At 43.7% G+C, this 20,593-nt stretch carries 16 protein-coding genes; 10 read left to right on the top strand and 6 right to left on the bottom strand.

Annotation, left to right across the window (positions count from 1 at the left end):
* Window positions 1–136 precede the first annotated feature (136 nt).
* From V6C93_RS06725 to V6C93_RS06715, 3 genes are all read right to left on the bottom strand, one after another.
* Entirely contained in the window at window positions 137–1,717 is a 1,581-nt protein-coding gene (locus V6C93_RS06725; protein WP_333475884.1) for a glycosyltransferase family 39 protein, read from the bottom strand.
* A 98-nt stretch (window positions 1,718–1,815) separates the two neighbouring features.
* A complete protein-coding gene (locus V6C93_RS06720; RefSeq protein ID WP_333475883.1) occupies window positions 1,816–3,441 on the bottom strand; it encodes a glycosyltransferase family 39 protein in 1,626 nt (541 codons plus the stop codon).
* A 285-nt stretch (window positions 3,442–3,726) separates the two neighbouring features.
* A complete protein-coding gene (locus tag V6C93_RS06715) occupies window positions 3,727–4,551 on the bottom strand; it encodes a metallophosphoesterase (RefSeq protein ID WP_349262632.1) in 825 nt (274 codons plus the stop codon).
* Window positions 4,552–4,779: 228 nt separating this feature from the next.
* On the opposite strand from V6C93_RS06715, the gene V6C93_RS06710 reads away from it, so the two are divergent.
* From V6C93_RS06710 to V6C93_RS06685, 6 genes are all read left to right on the top strand, one after another.
* A complete protein-coding gene (locus V6C93_RS06710) occupies window positions 4,780–6,144 on the top strand; it encodes an O-antigen ligase family protein (protein ID WP_333475881.1) in 1,365 nt (454 codons plus the stop codon).
* Between the two features lie 132 nt (window positions 6,145–6,276).
* Complete coding sequence (locus V6C93_RS06705) at window positions 6,277–6,972, top strand: class I SAM-dependent methyltransferase (protein WP_333475880.1); 696 nt, start codon at window positions 6,277–6,279, stop codon at window positions 6,970–6,972.
* Window positions 6,973–6,987: 15 nt separating this feature from the next.
* Window positions 6,988–8,319, top strand: a complete 1,332-nt coding sequence (locus tag V6C93_RS06700; protein WP_333475879.1) for a flippase — start codon at window positions 6,988–6,990, stop codon at window positions 8,317–8,319.
* 105 nt (window positions 8,320–8,424) lie between these two features.
* On the top strand, window positions 8,425–9,351 hold the full coding sequence (locus V6C93_RS06695) for a glycosyltransferase family 2 protein (protein WP_333475878.1): 927 nt from the start codon (window positions 8,425–8,427) through the stop codon (window positions 9,349–9,351).
* Between the two features lie 87 nt (window positions 9,352–9,438).
* Window positions 9,439–10,350, top strand: coding sequence for a glycosyltransferase family 2 protein (locus V6C93_RS06690; protein ID WP_333475877.1), 912 nt, complete (start codon window positions 9,439–9,441; stop codon window positions 10,348–10,350).
* A gap of 179 nt (window positions 10,351–10,529) precedes the next feature.
* Entirely contained in the window at window positions 10,530–11,780 is a 1,251-nt protein-coding gene (locus tag V6C93_RS06685; protein ID WP_333475876.1) for a glycosyltransferase family 4 protein, read from the top strand.
* Here V6C93_RS06685 and V6C93_RS06680 read toward each other — a convergent pair.
* A complete protein-coding gene (locus V6C93_RS06680) occupies window positions 11,719–12,120 on the bottom strand; it encodes a hypothetical protein (RefSeq protein WP_333475875.1) in 402 nt (133 codons plus the stop codon). The genes V6C93_RS06685 and V6C93_RS06680 overlap by 62 nt on opposite strands.
* 607 nt (window positions 12,121–12,727) lie before the next feature.
* Here V6C93_RS06680 and V6C93_RS06675 point away from each other — a divergent pair.
* Both V6C93_RS06675 and V6C93_RS06670 read left to right on the top strand, forming a co-directional pair.
* A complete protein-coding gene (locus V6C93_RS06675) occupies window positions 12,728–16,462 on the top strand; it encodes an adenylate/guanylate cyclase domain-containing protein (protein ID WP_333475874.1) in 3,735 nt (1,244 codons plus the stop codon).
* A 110-nt stretch (window positions 16,463–16,572) separates the two neighbouring features.
* A complete protein-coding gene (locus V6C93_RS06670) occupies window positions 16,573–17,634 on the top strand; it encodes a zinc-dependent dehydrogenase (protein ID WP_333475873.1) in 1,062 nt (353 codons plus the stop codon).
* Window positions 17,635–17,793: 159 nt separating this feature from the next.
* Here V6C93_RS06670 and V6C93_RS06665 read toward each other — a convergent pair whose 3' ends face one another.
* The gene (locus V6C93_RS06665; RefSeq protein WP_349262631.1) at window positions 17,794–18,219 is read right to left on the bottom strand and encodes a response regulator; all 426 of its coding nucleotides are present in this window, start codon (window positions 18,217–18,219) and stop codon (window positions 17,794–17,796) included.
* Between the two features lie 518 nt (window positions 18,220–18,737).
* Between V6C93_RS06665 and V6C93_RS06660 the strand changes: the two genes are divergently transcribed.
* The gene (locus V6C93_RS06660; protein ID WP_333475871.1) at window positions 18,738–19,139 is read left to right on the top strand and encodes a DUF2294 domain-containing protein; all 402 of its coding nucleotides are present in this window, start codon (window positions 18,738–18,740) and stop codon (window positions 19,137–19,139) included.
* Here V6C93_RS06660 and V6C93_RS06655 read toward each other — a convergent pair.
* On the bottom strand, window positions 19,129–19,587 hold the full coding sequence (locus tag V6C93_RS06655) for a response regulator (protein ID WP_333475870.1): 459 nt from the start codon (window positions 19,585–19,587) through the stop codon (window positions 19,129–19,131). The genes V6C93_RS06660 and V6C93_RS06655 overlap by 11 nt on opposite strands.
* Window positions 19,588–20,026: 439 nt before the next feature.
* On the opposite strand from V6C93_RS06655, the gene V6C93_RS06650 reads away from it, so the two are divergent.
* Window positions 20,027–20,593: aldehyde dehydrogenase family protein (locus V6C93_RS06650; protein WP_333475869.1), on the top strand; the 567-nt coding region annotated here is incomplete at its 3' end.

The following is a 20,593-nucleotide window of genomic DNA, read 5'->3' as shown; positions in this document are numbered from 1 at the left end:
TCACCGCCCTAAAAGGACGGTGATTCCCTAGCAGTCGAACAGGGTCAGACCTTATACTTTAACTTTAAACTTTTCTCCTTTTGCTGCTGTTGGAGGCAAGCTGACAGGTTGTCAGAATGGCACAGCTCAGTGTTGATTAGTTTTTCAACTGCCAAAGTTGGAGTTCGCTGGGCTTAATTGGCTCAACCTTGCTGTTGTAGTCTCTGTCCAGCCCAGATTTTAAGGCAGGAGAAGGGTTGAAGACAAAAATATCACTGAACCCCTGAGGAATTTTGGGTATATTGGGTTCCGATACTAATTGAAGTTGCACTTTTGGATTGAGAAGATAGCTCATTGATAAGAGTTCGCCGAAATTAGCCTGATAGTAACTGGTAATGAGTAAGGGACGATTTGTTTGATTAATAATCGTCGCAGCTTGGACATGAGTATCACTAGGTTTTTTATTCCACCAAACCTGGGACTGGGAATAGACGACGCATGATGCAACACCAGCACAGATGAGGAGCAGCATTAGGGATTGCCAAATTTTTTGTTGTCGCAAGCTAGCTGAGACAATTTTGTTAGCCAGAAGGTAAGCAACAGTTAACAAAATTCCTAAAAAACAAGGCACAAGATATCGAGGAACGCTGGAGCGCAGTCCCCCCGAAATTAGATCGGGAATCAGTAAGGTAAGGAAGGGCACTCCAATCATTGTTAAAATAAAAAGGTAAATTTTTGATGGCGTCTTACGGCAGAGGAAATAGAAGGAATACCCTACAAGAATTACAAGAATTAAAACGGGAGGGATTGTGTAGATTGCCGGAGCAGTGGCGTCAAGGTTGATATCAAAAAAAACCCGGCTAATGTTCCCAACCCAACTTTTCAATAAACGAGATAAGGGAACCTTCGTGGCAGACCAAGCTGTTGAGGTTTGGGCTTTCGTCAAGCTATTAAGAGTCAGTGAAAGCCAGGGCGTGAAAGCTAAAGCTCCTGCTACGGAAGCTAGGAGATAAGCCGTAATTGTCTTGTTCCACCGGAAGCCTGTGACTAAAACAACATAGAAGCCATGCCCGATCGCTGTCAGTAGAATTAAGGGAAGGCTGTAAAGCCCCAAGGCCAATGTGACGGCATAGAGTATCCAACTGCCAATCGTTTTAACTCGCATAGCTCGTAGCAGTGAAGCACTTGATAGGAGGATGGTTACCATCAACAAGCTATACCCTCGTGCTTCCTGGGCAAAAACGACGTAAACGGGCGAGACGGCACTCAATGCGATCGCAACCCATCCCACTAGGGATGATTCAAAGAGTTCGACGCACAGCCAATAAGTACAGGGAAACACAAACAAGCTAATCAGGGCAGACACACTCCTAATCACAGCCACAGAATTGCCAAACCCCTGCATCCAAAGTCGCGTCAATATATAGAAAATGGGTGGATGTTGAGGGTCTTCTATAATTAAGGTGCGAATGGTATCCTGTAAGCTGGTTTCAGGCGTGGGATATTGATACTTCAGTAAATCTTGAACACCAATGACACCACCATTAAAGATTCGCTGCCGCACATCTTCCCCTGTATAGCCCGCTAAATGTAATGAGGTAATCGTCTCATCGTGCCAATAGACTTTAAGACCAAGATTGGCGAAGCGAAAAAATACACCTAATATTAGCAGGAAAATGACTAAAACTCGCAACCAACTCGGAGGAAGCGCCCAGTGCGTTGTTGATGTGATTTTCATGATTTACTTGGTAGTGCAAAATCTTACCCTGAGCGATATACCCTAACTGTAGAGTATGTTACAAATCTCCCTACTATTCTTTTATCAATACAAATCTTTTAGGGTTTGACTAATTTCCATAGTCTACCCTCTTTACTCTGATTGATGGGCTCTATCTTAGCTTTATACTCTTTCTCAATTCCTGATTTTAAAACAGTAGACGGAGCCATAAAAAACACATTACTAAACGGCTGGGGAATCTCAGTCGTCGTATCTTTAGGTATAAACTTAAACTTCACATCTGCTTTGAGGAGATAGCTTAAAGAAATTAGATTAAAAACATTATAGCGAGGTGGAGAGGAATCTATTTCCTGAATGACTAACGGATTACTCGTTTGATTGATAATTTGAGCAAGTTGCCGATTCTGGGTATCTGTAAGATTGTTCCACCAAGTCTCAGATTGGGAAACGACTACACAAGAGATGACGCCACTAGTGAGTAATGCAAGCAGGGTAAGCTTCCAGAATTTATTTGACCCGTTGGAGAGAAGGGTAGGGTTAACTTTAGATCCCAAAAGATAAGAAACAGCTAGCTGAATTCCTAAGTAAGAGGGAATCATATATCGGCCTGTAACTGAAGTCCGCCTTCCCAAAATTAAATCCGGTATGATGAGCGCTAATGAAGTAAAGCTGATTAATATAACGATAAACAGCCAAGTTTTTTTTTGAGTATGGCGAACCAAAAAGAAAATAGAATAGGCAACTAAGGTTGTTATAACTAAGATACTGAGGCTTGGTAAAACTAAACTGTACCAGGGTGCCCCAAAAGGTGAACCGGAGGAAAACCCCGTATCAATGAAATTACGACTGAGGTTGCCTAGCCAACTTTTAAGAAAATATACTAAAGGGGTCTTAGTATCTTGAGCAGCTGTCATAGTTAAGGCTTGCTGGTAGTTTGTTAAAATCACGGCAATCCAAGGGGAAAAAGCGATGATTGCTACCAAAAAGCTTAGGAAATAAGCCGTTAGCGTCTTACTCCAACGATAATTGTTAATAACAAATACATAGATAGCCTGGGCGATGGCAACTAATACGAAAAACAAGTGAGAATAAACACCCAGTGTGAGGGTTGCTGCATAAATAGCCCAACTGCGCCAAGTGTTGACGCGCATAGCTCGTAACAGTGAAGCACTGGAGAGCAAAATCGCCACAGTCCACAAACTGTACTGGCGTGCTTCTTGGGCGTACACTAATTGAAAAGGGGAAACAGCAAGCAAGGCACAGGCTAACCATCCCACTAGCAACGACTCAAATAATTCTAAGCACAGCCAATAGATGCAAGGAAACGCCAGCACACTCAGGAAGGCGGAAAAACTTCGGATTGCTGCCACTGAATCGCCGAACATCTGCGCCCAAAAACGCACCAATATGAAATAGAGGGGGGGTAGCTGGGGTTCTTCGTCGGCTATACCCTTAACAGTATCTACGATGCTTTTTTTAAGGTTAATGCGTTGATATTGGTGTAAATCTTCAACACTAAGAAGCTGCTCCTGCAAGAGTTGCTGTGCGACTTCTGATTCTGTGTAACCTGAAATTCGCAATGAGGTATACGTTTCATCCATCCAGTAGATTTTTCGGTCAAGATTGGCAAACCGAAAAAAGATACCCAGGACTAGGAGGATGATGATTAAAAACCGTAACCAAGTTGGAGGGAATACCCAGCTCTGGAGCCATTTGCTTCTCATGGATGAAACCTGAGTTTGACAGCCAAAGCCACATTTTGCACCCAGAAGATAGAAATTTCAATAGTCCAGGGAGTGCTAACGGTTAGTTTGCGATCGCATTTCGCGCTGCTGCCAGCAAATTACACAGGAATTTGACGGATGAGATGATCTGAGCCTGATGCTAAGGTTCTCAGAAGTAGTATAGCTAAAGCTAGAGTATGGCGATCGCACCTCGTACTGCTGCGGAGGGTTACTCGCCCCTTGAGTTTACATATTTAGCCAGGTGAAGCGCTTGCCCCTTCCCCTCTAAACCAGAGTAATAACAGTCACCTCTGGCGGACAAAATAGGCGTCCCGGTGCGTAACTGCCCAAACCACGATTAATATAAAGCTGATTTTTCCCGACTTGATGCAGTCCTTGCGACCATTCCCAATGTTTAACGACCCTGGCACAGGCTTTCATGAAAGGAATCCAGCGCTGTATCCGTTTGGGAACATGGGGCTGAAGCTTTTCCAGCAATACAGGTCCTGGTCCAAATCCTGGAATCACAACCTGGCCCCCATGAGTATGACCCGATAGCTGTAAATCGACTCGCCATTGTTGCAAGAGCTCAGCCGTGTCAGGATTGTGTGACAAAACAATGCGGGGCGTCTTCGGGTCGATCTGATTCATGATGGGTGCGGGATTAAACTCACGGGACCAGAGATCGGCTAATCCCACCAAGGGGAGTTCTGGGCCTAAAGGATAAGCGATTTCATTCCACAACACGCGCACTCCAATGCTGGTCAGTCCGTCGAGCACTTGTACTTTTGACCGACCATAGTGAATGTCGTGGTTACCCAGTACCGCATAAATGCCCAAACGGCTTTGCAGGTGCTTCAATCGCTGCACGAGTTGGTAAATTGGGTTGGGGTCATCCGTCACGTAGTCCCCGGTTAAAAGCACTAAATCGGGTTCAGCCTGATTACAGGCTTCAATGGCTTGAGCCAGCAAGCTTTCCGATAGTCGCACGCCATCATAGTGCAAATCTGAAAGTTGTACGAGTTTTGTGCCTTTCAAGGATGTTGGTAAATCGGTGATGGTGACTGTCACTGTTTCAACGCTTAAGGTTCCCGAAAATACCCAGTTCATATCGCTGACTTTCCCTTCCCTCATGACGCGATTACAGCATAGCGTAGACAAATATCTTTACAGGGAGTACAGCCTGCTTTCAGGAGGGTAGTGGAATGAATCCTGTACCGATTAATACTTGGTATACAGCAAGAGGCTATTTTTCACTTGTGATAGGAATAAGAATATGCTCCCAAGGTCTAGTTATAATTTATCCTTAAAAGTGTTGAAGTCAATAGGATTAAAAATATGCAACAACTTCTCTTAAGCAGTCCGTCAATTATATTTCTAATGATATCTGTAGGGTTAATTTATTTTTTGTTAATTTTTCATTTTGCTGGTAGAAACAAAAGCCTTGTTACAAAGTTAGAAATTTTATTTTTTGGGATATTTGTGATAACTATAGCTGGTTCAGCAGGTGCTCTAATTGGCCCTTTACCAAAATTACACCCTCAAGTTTTAGCGTTTTTATCAACTACACCCCCTACTGTGTTTGGCAATCTGAGTTTTTATGCCATGTTTTTGTCGATTTTATCTTCACGGCTCCGTTATACCTTAAAAAACTTTATCAATGTCTTAGCTGTCCTTGGTTACAAAGCTCCTTTTTTCAGTTCTTTTATTTTAATGGTTGGGTTTTCTTTTTTGTGGTCTGAAACACCTGTTGTAAGTCTAAGATTTGCTTTAGTTATTTTTTTAACCTCTATTTTTGCCATTTACTTAGGCAAGCAATATTCTTGGACAGAAATTTATCGATTTTGGAGATGGGTTAATATAATTGTGGTTATATTGTGCGTATTTCAAGCATTAAAAGATAATCAACAACCAGCTTGGTATGGTATCTTAGGGCACAAAAATACTTTTTCCTTTGTGATGGTTCAAACTGCTTTATGGTGGTTAATGTATGCTTTTTATTCTTCAAAGAAACGTAATTTATCTTTGCTATTTTTTGTTATATCTTTTTTTGCAATTATTCAAGGGGACAGCGGTGCAAGCAAAGTATTGTTGGTGAGCTTAATCAGCTTGTGGGGATATTTTAGTATTGCCAAAAAAATGACAGTTCAGTGGGCTTTTGTTTCTATTATTTTGTTTATGATAGTAAGTGTTTGTCTGACTATTGTCGTTACAGAAAACTTGAATTTTATAGTCGTTGATACTCTCAACAAAGATATGACACTAACTGGACGAACGGACTTTTGGCCAATCATTGTTGAGAAAATTAACCAACGTCCTATTTTGGGCTATGGAATTGCTGGATTTTGGCAAAAATGGCGAGGAATAAACAATCCAGCTAATGATGTTATTGTAGTCAAAACTCAGTTTCAACCTGAGCATTCTCACAATGGTTTTTTAGATATAGGTCTTAGTGTAGGTTGGTTAGGATTGTCGCTATTTGCTTGTTCATTTTTTAATAACGTAGCCAAAGCTGTCATTTATTTGAGTAAAAATCGATTACCTGAAGCTGGACTGCCGTTGTTACTTTTAACCTATACTTTGATGACTAATTTAACTGAAACCGGACTCCTTGGCCCTACCAGTATTTGGTTTTGGTATGTAGTAACTACTGTGAGATTAACTTTGGATACTGCGAAAAATGAGCGACAAGAGAAACTTTAAGTTTTATTATATGTGAATTTTATTGTTAGGCGATTTTATGAATATTTACAAAAACTTAATAATTTATCCTGAATAATTCAAATATAATTATTTTGTCTAAAAAAATAATCTCACTTTTTTGGAAAAATATTCATGGCAAGTTCAAGTCAAAATACGCTCCAATTGATAAATTATTTTATGTCTTTAAAAGACTATCAATTGACATTTAAAAGTTATATAAAATTTGAAGCAATAAGTTTATTTGGGCGATTATTTCTTAACAATCCACCTCCTATAGTCAATCCAGACGTTAAGCTTTTAAATTTAGGATGTGGAAAGACAATATTTGAGGATTGGGTAAACGCAGATTTTTTTAGAATTAAGTTCTGGAAAGATTCAAAAGAAATATGGAGACAGGATTTGAGATATCCCTTAAAATGCCCAAGTCATTATTGGGATGGTATATTTACTGAACACGTTATCGAGCATCTTTATCCTATTGATGGATTTAATTTACTGAAAGAAATACTAAGAACTCTAAAGCCGAAAGCTTGGTTGAGAATTACTGTTCCCGATCTCAAGAAATATGTTGATTTTTACTCAGGTAAAAATCAAGAAAAGGATTTTTGTCAAAAATGGTCAACGGGGGCTGAAGCCATAGGGTCGCTTACCCAGAGCTGGGGACATTTGTCCGTTTGGGATAGTGACTTACTCGGACGTACTCTACAGGAAGTTGGTTTTAGCAACATCAGAGAAGTAGGCTTTTCTGAAGGTACTGATTTAAGACTTATTAAAGATGACCCAAAAAGACAATGGGAGTCTTTGTATATGGAGGCGCAAAAACCCTAAGTCAGAGAAAATTTGATGTTAAAAAAAATAGTAGCGATTTATAAAAACCTAAGTCCTAATTTACGAAAGATTATTGGAAATACAGGTTGGCTTTTTACAGAAAAGATTGTACAGCTAGTTTTAGGTCTCTTGGTTGGGGTTTGGATTACCCGTTACTTGGGTCCAGAAAGATTCGGTCGTTTCAACTATGCCATTGCCATTGTTGGTCTATTCGTTCCATTAGCCAAACTAGGGCTAGATAGTATTGTTATCCGCAACTTAGCCCGTGATCCGTCTTGCCAAAATGAAACGCTAGGTACTGCCTTTGTTCTCAAGCTTATTAGTAGCAGCTTAACGTTTTTAGCAACGCTTGGATTCATAATATTGTTCACTTCTAATAGCTCCCTTTACTCTCAGGAAACACTTTGGTTAGTGGGAATTATTGCTAGTGGAACAGTGGTTCAATCATTTGAAATTATTGATTTTTGGTTCCAATCTCAAATACAGTCAAAATATTCAGTAATAACAAGAAATGTTGCCTATGTAATCATGACTGGCGTCAAGATTGTATTACTTCAGGTAAGAGCGCCGCTGATAGCTTTTGCGATCGCGATGAGTGTCGAGTACGTGTTGAGTGCGATCGGTTATCTTATCAGTTATCGATTTAGTGGCAATTTAATCAGGTCATGGAAAGTTAGTTTTGGATATGCCAAAACATTACTTAAAGACAGCTGGCCCTTAATTTTATCAGGCATCGTGATCATGATTTATCTGCGGATTGACCAAGTGATGCTGGGGCAGATGGTTGGAGATAGAGCTGTAGGTATTTATTCAGCAGCTGTCAAAATATCAGAGTTATGGTATTTTGTGCCCAGTGCGATCGTGAGTTCTGTATTTCCCTACATCGTAAAAGCCAAGGACATCGGCGAAGAAGTTTATTACAAACGGCTGCAACAACTCTTTAGTGCCGTGTCAATCTTGGCTTATGCCGTTGCCATTCCGGTTACCTTTTTAGCTACCCCAATTGTTACGTTGCTTTATGGCAAAAATTATACAGAAGCCGGTGCCATATTAAATGTACATATTTGGGCGGGTTTATTTGTGTCTTTAGGGGTGGCCAGAGAAACCTGGATCACAACAGAAGGATTAATGAAATTTTCCGCCGCGACAGCCGCAGCCGGTGCCGTTGTGAATATCGTGTTAAACTATTTTCTCATCCCCTACTATGGGGGATTAGGAGCCGCGATCGCAACTGTGATTGCTCAAATCGTTTCGGATTACGCAGTAGGTGCATTTTACCCTCCTACCCGAAAGATCTTTATCCAACAAACCAAAGGTATTGCACTCTTGGGATTGATGGGTAGGTAATCAGGCAGGTAATTAGTAAGAAGGTTTTCAGTTCTACTAGGCTGAAAGAGATTTTGCTAGAGTCTTGCTTAAACTATTTTAAATAAGCTCGTAGGGGTGTTAACAATGGCTGATTGGCAGTTGCAGACTCCTGTCGCGTTGTTTATTTTCAAAAGACCTGAAACTACTGAGAAAGTGTTTGAGGCTATTCGCCAAGCGAAACCCCCAATCTTTTTAGTAATTGCTGAGGGACCCGGTGCAGGAAAAGTTGGTGAAGCAGAAAAATGCGCAGCTACTCGTGCAATTATTGATCGTGTCGATTGGGACTGCCAAGTTCTGAAAAATTATGCAGAGATTGATATAGGTTGTAGTTTGCGCGTTTCTACCGGGTTAAAATGGGTATTTGATATTGTTGAAGAAGCAATTTTCTTGGAAGATGACTGCGTCCCACATCCGACATTCTTCCGTTTTTGTGAAGAATTGCTTAACTACTATCGATACGATCAAAGAATTGGTTCGATTTCTGGACAAAATGTTCAGTTTGGGCATAATCGGACGGAGTATACTTACTACTTCTCTCGCTACTTTCATTGTTGGGGATGGGCAAGCTGGAGACGAGCTTGGCAGCACTACGACTTGGAGATGAAATTATGGCCAGAAGTGAGGGATAAAAATTTACTACAGTACATCCTAGAAGACCCGAAAGCTGTAAAAGATTGGACGAGAACCTTTCAGATGGTTTACGAAAAAAAGCTTGATTCTTGGGGCTTTCCCTGGATGTTAAATTGCTGGTCTCAAAATTTTCTCACAATTTTGCCCAATGTCAATTTAATTTCCAATATCGGTCATGGAGTCGGAGCCACTCATACGACCGATAAGGACAGTAAGTATAGTAATATGCCTGTAGAGGCAGTTACCTTCCCTTTAAAACATCCACCCTTTATAGTACGCCATCGTCAAGCTGATGACTTTACGGAGAAGACTTTATTTGATTATAAGCCGGGATTGATTAAGCGAATGAGAAAAAAAATCCAGAAAATAGGTAAAATCTAGATAATCGGGAGATGTTTAATTTATTGATTATCTATTGCTTTATTAAGGGAAAATAAGTTCAATAAAATCCAATAATTGACTCGGTAGATGCAAACTCCTGTTGTTTTCATTATCTTCAACCGTCCCTATCACACAGAGCAGGTGTTTGAAGTTATTCGCCAAGCTCAACCTTCCAAGCTTTTAGTCATTGCCGATGGCCCGCGTTCCAACCGACCTGATGATCGGGAAAAGTGCGCTGCTGCCCGTGGGATTATCGATCGTGTAGATTGGGACTGCCAAGTTTTCAAAAATTACTCCGATCTTAATTTAGCTTGCGACCCGAGGATTATTGATGGCTTAAATTGGGTGTTTGACACCGTTGAAGAAGCAATTATCTTAGAGGATGATTGTGTGCCCGATCCCACATTTTTTCCCTACTGTGAACAATTGTTAGAACGCTATCGCCACGACGAACGCATCATGAATATATCAGGACAAAATGTCTTGTTTGGACGCAAACGAACGGAATACAGTTACTATTTCTCTCGCTTTACGCTTTGCTGGGGATGGGCAACTTGGAGACGCTCGTGGCAATACTTCGATGTTTCCCTGAAACTCTGGCCAGAAGTGCGAGACCGAAAGTTTATGAAAGATATATTAGAAGACCCCTATGCTGTCAAAGTTTGGCAAAGAACGGCTCAAATGCTATATGATGGGCGTCTAACTGGATGGGATTTCAAATGGATGTTTGCCTGCTGGCTTCAAAACGGCTTATGTATTATTTCTGATAGAAATTTGGTCACTAATATTGGGTATGGTGCAGAAGCAACTCATATTCATGATGAAAAAGACCCATACATCAAAATGGCAACAGAAGCGATGGATTTTCCTTTAAAACATCCACCTTTCATTATCCGCGATTTAGAGGCAGATAAATTAACCCAAAGAACACTTTTTGATTACGATCCTAATATCTTGAAAAAAGTTCAAAATAAACTCAAAAAAATATTAGACTTTTAAGTTTAATAACCTAAGTCAGCTTCGATGAACATTGATAATCAAGCACAAGCTTTTGCCAACAGAACTCAACAGAGCTTAATTCCAGACCTAATTTCTCTTCAGATAGGTATCACAGAAGTGAATAATTGTTCATTGTGCTTTACTTGTAAATGAGTCATCACCGCCAGTAAGATTTTTTAATGAAAATTTTGCATCTTAGTGAGTCTGACGGTGGAGGGGCAGGGCGGGCAACGTTCCGATTGCATCAGGGTTTGCAGCGTCTTGGTGTAGACTCGAAAATTCTGGTGCAATTAAAATATAGTGACGATCGCACTGTATTTTCCCCAGAAACAACGTTAGGGAAATTTAGCGCGAAGTTAAAGCTACCTGAGCGTTTAGATGCTCTGCCCTTAAAAGGTTATCCCCAGCGGGATGTTAGCGACTTTTCACTCGAATGGCTACCGACGGGAATCGTATCAAAAATAGCGAAACTCACTCCAGATGTCGTTAACCTGCATTGGGTTTGTCATGGCTATTTACCCATAGAAGCGATCGCAAAATTTAAAAAGCCCTTAGTGTGGACGCTGCATGATATGTGGGCTTTCACAGGTGGATGCCACTATAGTCAAGAGTGCGATCGCTATAAAAATTCCTGTGGTACCTGTCCTCAACTGGGTAGCGCGAAAAGCTGGGATATCTCTCGCTGGGTATGGCAACGTAAAGCCAAAGCTTGGCAAAATTTAGACTTAACCCTGGTTAGTCCCAGTCCCTGGCTAGCCAAATGTGCCCGTTCGAGTTCTCTGTTTCAAGATTTACCTATCGAAGTCATTCCCAATGGACTGGATACTCAACAGTACAAACCTATCCCGCGACAGATAGCGCGAGAACTCCTGAATTTGCCTCAAGATAAACAACTGATATTATTTGGGGCGATGTATCCCAATAGCGATCGCCGCAAGGGATTTTACTTACTTCAGCAAGCTTTACAACGCCTCAGTAAAACTGAATGGCGCAATCAAATCGAAATTGCGATCTTTGGTGCATCTCGACCTCAAGAGCCAGTTGAATTGGGATTAAACTCTCATTATTTGGGAAGACTGAGTGATGAGATTTCTCTAGCCGTGGTTTATGCAGCAGCGGATGTCTTTGTTGCTCCTTCCACTCAAGATAACTTGCCCAACACTGTAATGGAAGCGATCGCTTGTGGTACCCCTGGCGTTGCCTTTAATATCGGAGGGATGCCGGAGCTGATCGAACATCAGCACAATGGCTATCTCGCTCAAGCCTTAGATAGCGAGGATTTGGCTCAGGGTATTATATGGGTGTTAGAGAACCAAGAACGGTATCAGAAATTGTGCGATCGCGCTCGTCAAAAAGCCGAACAAGAATTTACCTTGGAAATTCAAGCCCGTCGCTACGAGTCTCTTTATCTTGAGAAATGTAGGGGATAGAAACGCTCAAACCAGGGAACCTCTCAGATGAATCTGAAGGATTCAATAGGGGAACTTGGTATAAATAATCTTCAAGTGAATTCATGGATTCATGAGCCACTTTTTGAGCTTGTTGAAGTTCTGCTAGGGCTTGGTATAACATTAACTTGTCCAGGCTTTCTGGTAGTGCTTCTAATATATTTTCTATCTGGTCATAGTTCACTGGCGTATCAGAGGATGCCTTCGTTGCCATTAGCAACTGTTGCAGCCTAGTAGAGCGGTCGATTCTGTCTGTCGTGAGCGCATCAAGTTGAGCGAGTAGCAGTGGAGGCACTTGTTGGTTAAATGATTGAGGAAACATTGCAAAAGCACCTTGATTGACTATTTTCTCCTAAGAAATAATTCATACAGATGAACAGCTTTTCCTAATCAAGAAAGAAAAAGTACCCTTGAGGGTACTTTTGGGGTTTCGACACAGCTTCAAACAACAGACACCAAAAAACGCAGCAAAAGCAGGATGGAGAGTCTCAATCGTGAACAAAATCCCCTTCTCTGTTTAACCGAGCAGTATTGCTTCCTGACGAATTTCGCTTAACTGGCAGTGGGGTTCTGGGGAGGCTATAAGTCCAACGCCTTCCCTATCGAGCGGCACTATGTACTTCACTCTACGAATAGCCCTTTGATATAGTAAGCTCATCCCACTCCTTAAAGGGGTGGGCTTTTGCGTTAGTTGTAAATGTAAGCCTAGGTGAAGAGATGGCTCCCTGGCGGGAGGCTGTAATAGCGCAAACGAGAAAAGCAAGGTAGAGCGCGTCGAATCAGCTCAATCTACTCCCAGTTCTGCCGCACTGATTCAATCTCTAACCAGTTAATAGGGTTTTGCTTTATTCCCTCAATAGTTAAATTTTCCAAACAACCCACTCGCGAAAGTTTTAAAATCCAAAATCCAAAATTGTATAAATACCCCTATGTCTGATTCAATCCACTCCGAAGCGCCTCGTCCCTCATCAAATAGTCCGAATTTAGAACAGCTGCTGTTAGAAATCACTCATCTGAGTCAGGAACTAGAAACAGTTCAACAAGAAAAAGCTGACCTGGAAATCATCCTGGAAGCCATGACAGAACACAGTGATGTTATCGAGGAGGAACTACAAGAGGAAGCAAAAGCAGCAAGGCGGGAGAGTCAAGAGCGCTTTCGCCTCATTGCCGAAGCGACTCCTGTTACTCTCCTGATTTCGCGTTTAGCTGACGGTGAAGTTCTGTATGCCAATGCGACAGCCAGCTCCATGTTTGGTCAGCCAATGGAGGAACTAATCGGTCGCTCTACGCTTGATTTCTATGCTGACCCCGATGATCGACAAAAGTTGTTGGAGATTTATGCGAAAAATGGCTCTTTACGAAACTACGAAATCCGCTTTAAAAAGATAGATGGGACAGGATTTTGGGGGGCGAGTTCAATTCAACCGTTTACGCTCAATGGAGAGGAAGTACTGCTCAATGCAATTCTAGATATTACTAAACGCAAACAATCCGAGGTCGATCGCATTCGCTTCACCCAAGCCCTAAAAGAAAAACATGCTCAATTGAAGCGTTTGAGTGAACTGAAAGAGGAATTCCTGATCAACACCTCTAACGAATTATGTACTCCCCTCAATGGCATGGTTCATGTCATCCAGTCGCTCTTAGAAGAGGAAACGGGAGAACTTTCTCAGGCGCAACGACACAAGTTCTCAACAATCACCCAGAGCGCTCATCAACTGCTCAGCTTAGTCAACAACATCCGTGACTTCACCAAGCTCAGACAAGGAGAGATCAAACTGCAATGGCAACCCGTGAACTTGCGATCGCTCGTTGAAGTGGTGTTGCAGTCCAGCCAAACTTGGGTGGGTGAGAAAGACTTGCAGTTGGTCAATTCCATTCCGGCTGATTGGCCTACCCTTTATGCCGATGAGCAACGCCTGCAACAGATTCTGCAAAGCCTGGTTGAGCAGGCAATTCAGTTGACAGAACGTGGTTCTGTCGAAATCTCCGTAGCTATCAGCGATCGCCCCTTGGGCGGTGGCAAAGCTAATCGCTACGAGCCTAGTACAGGAAACCCAGAGCAGATAGCAATTACCGTTGCCGACACGAGTACAGGGATTTCAGAGGCTGAGTTAGAAGCTATTTCTGAGCTGTTTAACCAAGCCGATCACCTCGCCATTCAGCAGTCTGAGACCAAAGATTTGGAATTGAGCATCATCAAAGCGTTGGTGGAATTGCACGGGGGCAAAATTTGGGTTGAGTCTGAAGTTGGCTTTGGAACTCGCTTCACCTTCACCTTACCGGTAATTGCCTCGGTACCGGATACAGGGATTAATCAAGCCATCGCCCCAACTGCGTCCAATCTCCAACCCCATGAACCGCTAGCACCTCAAGTTGCAATGCCTGCTCATGCAACTCCCACTGTAACAGCTACACATGCGGAATCCTCCAGTACGGCGGCACAAGAGAGTTCGGCTCAAATCCCTATTGCCACCGTTACCCAAAGGCAACCTCCTCACCCGCGAACCCAGAGGAAGCTGTTGCAAGCACTGGGTAAAGTTCCACTACGAGTCATCCTCATTGTTCCCTTTGTGATGCAAGTAGTTGGGGCCGTTGGTTTGGTGGGTTACCTTTCCTTTAGAAATGGGCAGAAAGCAGTGAATGACCTTGCCAGTCAGCTGCGCAGCGAAGTCTCCGTCCATGTTCGCGATCGCATCCAAACTTATGTTGATGTTCCTCAACGGATAAATCAATTTAATGCTCGTGCGATTGGGCTGGGACTGTTGGACTTTCAGAAAATTAAAGAGGCTCAACGTTACTTCTGGCGGCAAGTTCAAACTTACGAATCTATTGGTAATATTGGCTTTGCCAATGAACAAGGTCAGTTTACTCGTGTTGGTTGGGTCAATCGTCAGTCTACTTCCGAGCAACCTCAAATTGCCGAACAACTCACCCCCGGCAGCGGCACTCTCTACTACTACGACATCGATAGTGAGGGGAATCGAGTTAAGCTGGCTAAAACCGTTCCTAACTACGATACACGAACTCGCCCCTACTACAGAGCTGCTGTCAGGCACGGAAGACCGACTTGGAGTGAGGTTTACGTTAATACAGGCTATGACTTCCTGCAAATTAAGGCAAGTCTGCCCGTTTACAGCCGTGAGAGAAAACTGTTAGGCGTTCTGGCTTCTGAGTTGGGTATTGAACAAATTGGTAAGTTTTTGCAAACCTTGAAAATTGGTCGCTCTGGGGAAGTGTTTATCGTTGAACCGTCAGGAGAGTTAGTCGCCAGTTCAGTGACGCGTCAACCCTTGGTGATTGGACGTTCCAAAGACGCCAAACGCCTCCGAGCTTGGGACAGCGAGGATCGGCTCATGCGTTCTAGCGCGGCTTTTTTACGAGATCGCTTCCCTAATCTTCAAGGCATTCCGAAAGACTCTCAACTCGAATTTATCCTCAACGGTCAGCGCCAATTCCTCCAGGTGTCTCCCTTCACAGATCAATATGGTTTGGACTGGTTGATTGTGGTGGTTGTTCCAGAATCTGACTTCATGGATCAAATCAACGCTAATACCCGCACCACCATCCTGCTATGTATTGCAACCTTAATTGTGGCGATTATTATGGGCGTTTTCACCGTTCGGTGGGTCACAGAACCGCTGATTCGGCTCAACTTTGCTGCCAAAGATATTGCCAAAGGTGAATGGGATAAAGCGGTTGATATTGACCGTTCCGATGAAGTCGGACAACTGGCTAAGTCTTTCAACGATATGGCAGGACAGCTTAAAGAATCCTTTGAAATCCTAGAAAGCCACAAGAATGCCTTTGCTCGCTTCTTCCCCCTGGAATATCTCAAGTTTCTGCAAAAGCAATATGTGACCCATGTCCATTTAGGTGACCACGTCAGCCAAGAAATGGCGGTGATGTTCTCTGATATCCGCTCCTTTACCACCATGTCAGAGAGCATGACACCTCAGGATACCTTTACCTTCGTCAATGCCTATTTACAACGGGTAGGCCCAGCAATCCGACAGCATAACGGTATTATTGTCAAATACTTGGGGGATGGTCTGATGGCCATCTTCCCCGATGGTGCTGATGATGCGGTGCAGGCTGGAATCGCCAAGCTCAAGAAGATTCGGCAATACAACCAACAGCGGCAAGCTAAAGGCTATCAAGCCATTCAGGTTGGCATCGGCATCCACGTCGGTCACTTGATGGTGGGTATGGTGGGAGAAGAAAATCGTATGCAGGGCGATGCACTCTCCGATAGTGTAAATTTGACAGCACGATTGGAAGGCTTGACTAAGTATTATGGGGTGTCGATGTTAATCTCGGAGCAGGTTTTGGAGAGGCTGAGCGATCCGAGTCAATACGAGATTCGATTCCTCGATCGCGCGATTGTGAAAGGTAAGAGTGAGCCAATTTCTGTCTATGAAGTGATGGATGGTGAGCCTGAAGAGCTCAAAGCGATGAAGTTCCAGACTCAAGCCGATTTTGAGCAGGGATTGGAACACTATCGCGATCAAGAATTTGCTGAGGCAAAACGCTACTTTGAGCAAGTGTTAGCTGTTAATCTTTCGGATAAGGCTGCGAAGCTGTATTTGGAGCGGGTGAATCAGTTGATGGAGGAGGGTGTACCGGAAGATTGGGATGGGGTGTGGCGATTTGCTCAAAAATAGGCGACATTCTCTAATCGCAACGAACCACAGAGGCTCAGAGAGCACAGAGGTGAGGGGAACAGAGGAGAATGGTATAAGTCTAAAATTGCCAGGACGAAGAGGAGCAGTGCATGAAGGCGCAAGTATTCCGAGGGGTGAATCAGCTAAGTTACGAAGAGGTGCCAGTTCCAGAACTCCAAGCTGATGAGGTGCTGGTGCAGGTGCGAGTGGTGGGACTTTGCCAGTCGGATATCAAAAAAATCCGTTATCCTCTGTATGACCCACCCCGCATTTATGGACATGAAACCGCTGGTGTCATTGCAGCGGTTGGGGAAAATGTCACGGGTTGGCAGGTGGGACAACGGGTTGTTGTGATGCACCACATCCCTTGTATGCGCTGCGGTTACTGCCTGAATGATAATTTTTCAATGTGCGAAGTCTATAAGAACATCTCTACAACCGCTGGGTTTGTTCCTAGTGGTGGCGGCTTTGCAGACTATGTTAAGGTACCTGGTCACATCGTCCGCAATGGGGGTTTAATTCCTATCCCCGAAGGGGTGAGTTTTGAACAAGCGAGTTTTGTGGAACCCACGAACTGCTGCCTCAAAGCGGTGAAAAAAGCACAAGTGAACCCTGGTCAAACCGTTTTAGTCACCGGTGCTGGCCCGATCGGGCTAATGTTTATTATGCTGGTGAAGTACTTCGGGGCTAAAGCGATCGCAACGGATCTGATCCCCAGTCGTATCGAGAAAGCCAAAGCCATTGGTGCAGAAGCGGCTTTTGATGCCCGCGATCCCGAGTTACAAGCGAAAGTTTTCGCCCTCACCGAAGGCATGGGTGTTGACACTACCCTACTGGCTGTTCCCAGCGAAAAAGCCTTTTTCCAAGCCTTAGACTGTACCCGCAAAGGCGGCAAGATCGTGTTTTTTGCCGAGTTTCCAGATGAGGTGGAAATTCCCATCAATCCCAATCTGCTTTACCGCCGAGAAATCGATCTGATGGGGAGTTATAGTTCCTCTTATCGAGTTCAGTCTCTGGCAACAGATATTGTATTCAATCGTCGCATTGATGTGGATGCCTTGATTAGCGATCGCTACCCCTTACAAAAATTAGCCGATGCTGTTGAACGTGCGATCGCTCCGACACCCGATACTTACAAAATTTTGATTTATCCTCAAAGCGCTGAGGCGTAAGTTACAGTAGAGCGGGTTAGGCGTAGACGTACTTCTACCAGATACCAGATACCTTTTATCCCATCAACATGGATGCGTTACGCGTCGCTAACGCATCCTACAAACCTTCAAACCTTCAACCTTCAACTTCAAAACCTTCAACTTTCAACCTACAAACCTTCAACCCGATTGACTCAAATAACGACGCATCAGTGCTTCTATCTCATCAACGTTATAGGGCTTAGTCACGTATTCATTGCAGCCTGCTGATAAGATGCGATCGCGGTCTTGTTGTCGCGCCATAGCCGTAACGGCAATCACCGGAATTTTGGCTGTTACTGGATTCTGCCTAATGCGACCTAAGACTTCCAGTCCGTCTAAATCAGGTAGCATCATATCGAGTAAAACCAGCGACGGCTGATGATTTGCTACTAAATCTAGAGCCGTCTGACCATTGGGCGCGGTCAGCAGTGTACAATCCATCTGCTCTACCAAGAAAGCGAGCAGTGACAAGTTATCTTCATTATCATCTACAACCAAGACCAATGGCTGTCGGGGGGTAGCACTCTCGCCGATACCCAAGGAAAATTTCGTATTCACGTTCATATCTTCTATATTCTGCTCTTGAGAAGTTGGGTCTTCCCGATATCCTCATAACAGCAATGTAGACAAGGCAATCCTTCCGCGAGTTAGCGGTGCTTATTACAGATTGGCTTGTATTGAATCGGCGCTGATTTGTAGCTTTTAGAGGAGTCCTGCTGAGAATTGTCAAGAGAACTCCTGTTTCTAGCACTATTTTAGGGTTAAATTGCAAAATTACGAAAATTAAGACCAAAAATACGAAATTATTTCGCATTTTTGGGAATGTCTTGAGCTAACCGTTGCTCTTGCAAGATTAACGCGCAAGAAACTGGAAGCCTCACACTTAAGGATAGTTTTTGATTGACGGGTCACTGCTCACGTTTCACTGACAAGGATGTGTACTATTAAAGGCAAGAGTATCCTGCTACACAAATCTAGATGCTTGTCAAGAATCTAGGCTCGCTAGAACAATAACACAAAAATTGTTGGATAATCATTAAAATATGCCTTTAGATCCTTTTATTCTTCACCAACACCCCCCTATGACACAGGAGTCCTCCAAGCCTACCCGAGGGCAGTTAGAACGCCTGCTTTCACAGCGACTCCAGGCTTTGTATCGCGACCAGTTAGGCCATCAGCCAGGGAAGGTGACTTGCCAAATCTTTGATGAAAAGGTGGCAATTATTCTCGAAGGCTCGATTACTCCACCCGAACAACTCTTAGCGGATAGGGGTCAGGCTGAATTAGCCCAACAAGTTCGCTCAGAATTGGATGAAGCCATTAAACCCCAATTAAGAGTGCTGATACAGGAAGTGCTGGGTGTTGCTGTGCTTGACCTCCTCAGCGATGCCACTCTGGAAACCGGTCGCACTGGCATCATTGTGGTTTTGGAGGTTACGCCAGAGGTTCGCAACCCCGAAGCAGTGCCCAAAATCAAAAAATAGCAGCGGGCAAGCGGAGATAATGCCGCACTAAGGCTTCAATCTCTTCGATCATATAGGGCTTGCTGAGGTAGTCATTGAAGCCTGCCCGCAGAAGACGTTCTCGGTCTTCTTTTCTGGCTAAGGCCGTCACGGCAATTACGGGAATCGTCTTTGTTTTGACATCTTTCTTCAGGTGCGTGACTACCTCAGTGCCATCCATATAGGGCATGAGGATATCGAGCAAAATTATATCCGGGCGATGGACTTGTGCTTTGCGTAGAGCGGTCAAACCATCAGTAGCGGTGATCAAGCCGCAGCCTAAAGGCTCTAGTGCATAAGCTAAAAGCAACAAGTTGTCTTCATCGTCATCGACGGCTAAAATCAGCAGCTTGCTGGCGATAGAGCGTGGATTATCACTAGCACCGCCATACGTGGGTTTACAACAATGGCAAAATTCCAAGTCATCCATGTTGTCCTTAAGGGAAGCTCTACGACGGTCATATCACTCTAGTTATAAGAGTGGACAGGGCACTCTCCAAGCGGCTGTCTGGCGCTTGTGATGGTCTGTAATTTGGGGGCGAGCCGCTAGGTTGCTCAGTCTTTGCTGTGTGTTTAAGGAAAAATCTTGTCAAGCTAGCTTGAGAATTAACTTCTCTGTAATTCAATTCTATTGTAACTCTCAAATAAAATAAATAATTATTTAAGATTTGCCAAGTTTAGTGAAGTGAGTGATTATATTTTGTTTGAAAAAATTTACAGTAATAGTTGCTGTCGGCTCCTCAACCCAGGCAAAAAACTGTAAAGCAATCTACATTATTGGCTGCTCGAAACTGAGGGTGGCATTAGACTAAGGAAACAAGGAAAACAAAAAATAGACCCATCTACATTTGGGGTTGGAGAACGAGCTTATGGGTATCGCCACGATTAACCCAGCAACCGGGGAGACCATCAAAACATTTGAGGCCGAGAGCGCTGAGTCCATTGCAGAAAAGCTAGCACTAGGGCAACAGACGTTTGAGCAATATCGCCAAACGTCAATGCAACAAAGAGCCGAATGGCTGAATAAAGCCGCCCAGATTCTGGAGCGAGACAAGGTTAACTTCGGTAAGATCATGACCACTGAAATGGGGAAAACCCTGAAAAGTGCGCTCGCTGAAACCGAAAAATGTGCCTCAGTTTGCCGCTACTACGCCGAACACGCGGCTGACTTTCTCGCTGACGTTGCCGTATCGACAGATGCCAGCAAGAGCTTTGTGCGTTATCAACCCTTGGGGCTAATTCTCGCAGTAATGCCCTGGAATTTCCCATTTTGGCAGGTTTTCCGCTTTGCAGCACCCGCCCTCATGGCAGGAAATGTCGGCTTACTCAAACACGCGTCAAATGTCCCGCAATGCGCTTTAGCGATCGAACAAATCTTCCGAGAAGCAGGATTTCCTGAAGGCGCTTTTCAAACCTTATTAGTTGGTGCAGACCAA

Origin of the sequence: Allocoleopsis sp. (genome assembly GCF_036703385.1) — a bacterium.
Taxonomy (GTDB): domain Bacteria; phylum Cyanobacteriota; class Cyanobacteriia; order Cyanobacteriales; family Coleofasciculaceae; genus Allocoleopsis.
This window is presented reverse-complemented; position numbering and strand designations above follow the sequence as displayed.

Excerpts from the sequence above, each read along its gene's own strand:
- V6C93_RS06725 (WP_333475884.1), bottom strand. The coding sequence starts at position 1,717 with ATGAAAATCACATCAACAACGCACTGGGCGCTTCCTCCGAGTTGGTTG.
- V6C93_RS06720 (WP_333475883.1), bottom strand. The coding sequence starts at position 3,441 with ATGAGAAGCAAATGGCTCCAGAGCTGGGTATTCCCTCCAACTTGGTTA.
- V6C93_RS06715 (WP_349262632.1), bottom strand. The coding sequence starts at position 4,551 with ATGAACTGGGTATTTTCGGGAACCTTAAGCGTTGAAACAGTGACAGTC.
- V6C93_RS06710 (WP_333475881.1), top strand. The coding sequence starts at position 4,780 with ATGCAACAACTTCTCTTAAGCAGTCCGTCAATTATATTTCTAATGATA.
- V6C93_RS06705 (WP_333475880.1), top strand. The coding sequence starts at position 6,277 with ATGGCAAGTTCAAGTCAAAATACGCTCCAATTGATAAATTATTTTATG.
- V6C93_RS06700 (WP_333475879.1), top strand. The coding sequence starts at position 6,988 with ATGTTAAAAAAAATAGTAGCGATTTATAAAAACCTAAGTCCTAATTTA.
- V6C93_RS06695 (WP_333475878.1), top strand. The coding sequence starts at position 8,425 with ATGGCTGATTGGCAGTTGCAGACTCCTGTCGCGTTGTTTATTTTCAAA.
- V6C93_RS06690 (WP_333475877.1), top strand. The coding sequence starts at position 9,439 with ATGCAAACTCCTGTTGTTTTCATTATCTTCAACCGTCCCTATCACACA.
- V6C93_RS06685 (WP_333475876.1), top strand. The coding sequence starts at position 10,530 with ATGAAAATTTTGCATCTTAGTGAGTCTGACGGTGGAGGGGCAGGGCGG.
- V6C93_RS06680 (WP_333475875.1), bottom strand. The coding sequence starts at position 12,120 with ATGTTTCCTCAATCATTTAACCAACAAGTGCCTCCACTGCTACTCGCT.
- V6C93_RS06675 (WP_333475874.1), top strand. The coding sequence starts at position 12,728 with ATGTCTGATTCAATCCACTCCGAAGCGCCTCGTCCCTCATCAAATAGT.
- V6C93_RS06670 (WP_333475873.1), top strand. The coding sequence starts at position 16,573 with ATGAAGGCGCAAGTATTCCGAGGGGTGAATCAGCTAAGTTACGAAGAG.
- V6C93_RS06665 (WP_349262631.1), bottom strand. The coding sequence starts at position 18,219 with ATGAACGTGAATACGAAATTTTCCTTGGGTATCGGCGAGAGTGCTACC.
- V6C93_RS06660 (WP_333475871.1), top strand. The coding sequence starts at position 18,738 with ATGACACAGGAGTCCTCCAAGCCTACCCGAGGGCAGTTAGAACGCCTG.
- V6C93_RS06655 (WP_333475870.1), bottom strand. The coding sequence starts at position 19,587 with ATGGATGACTTGGAATTTTGCCATTGTTGTAAACCCACGTATGGCGGT.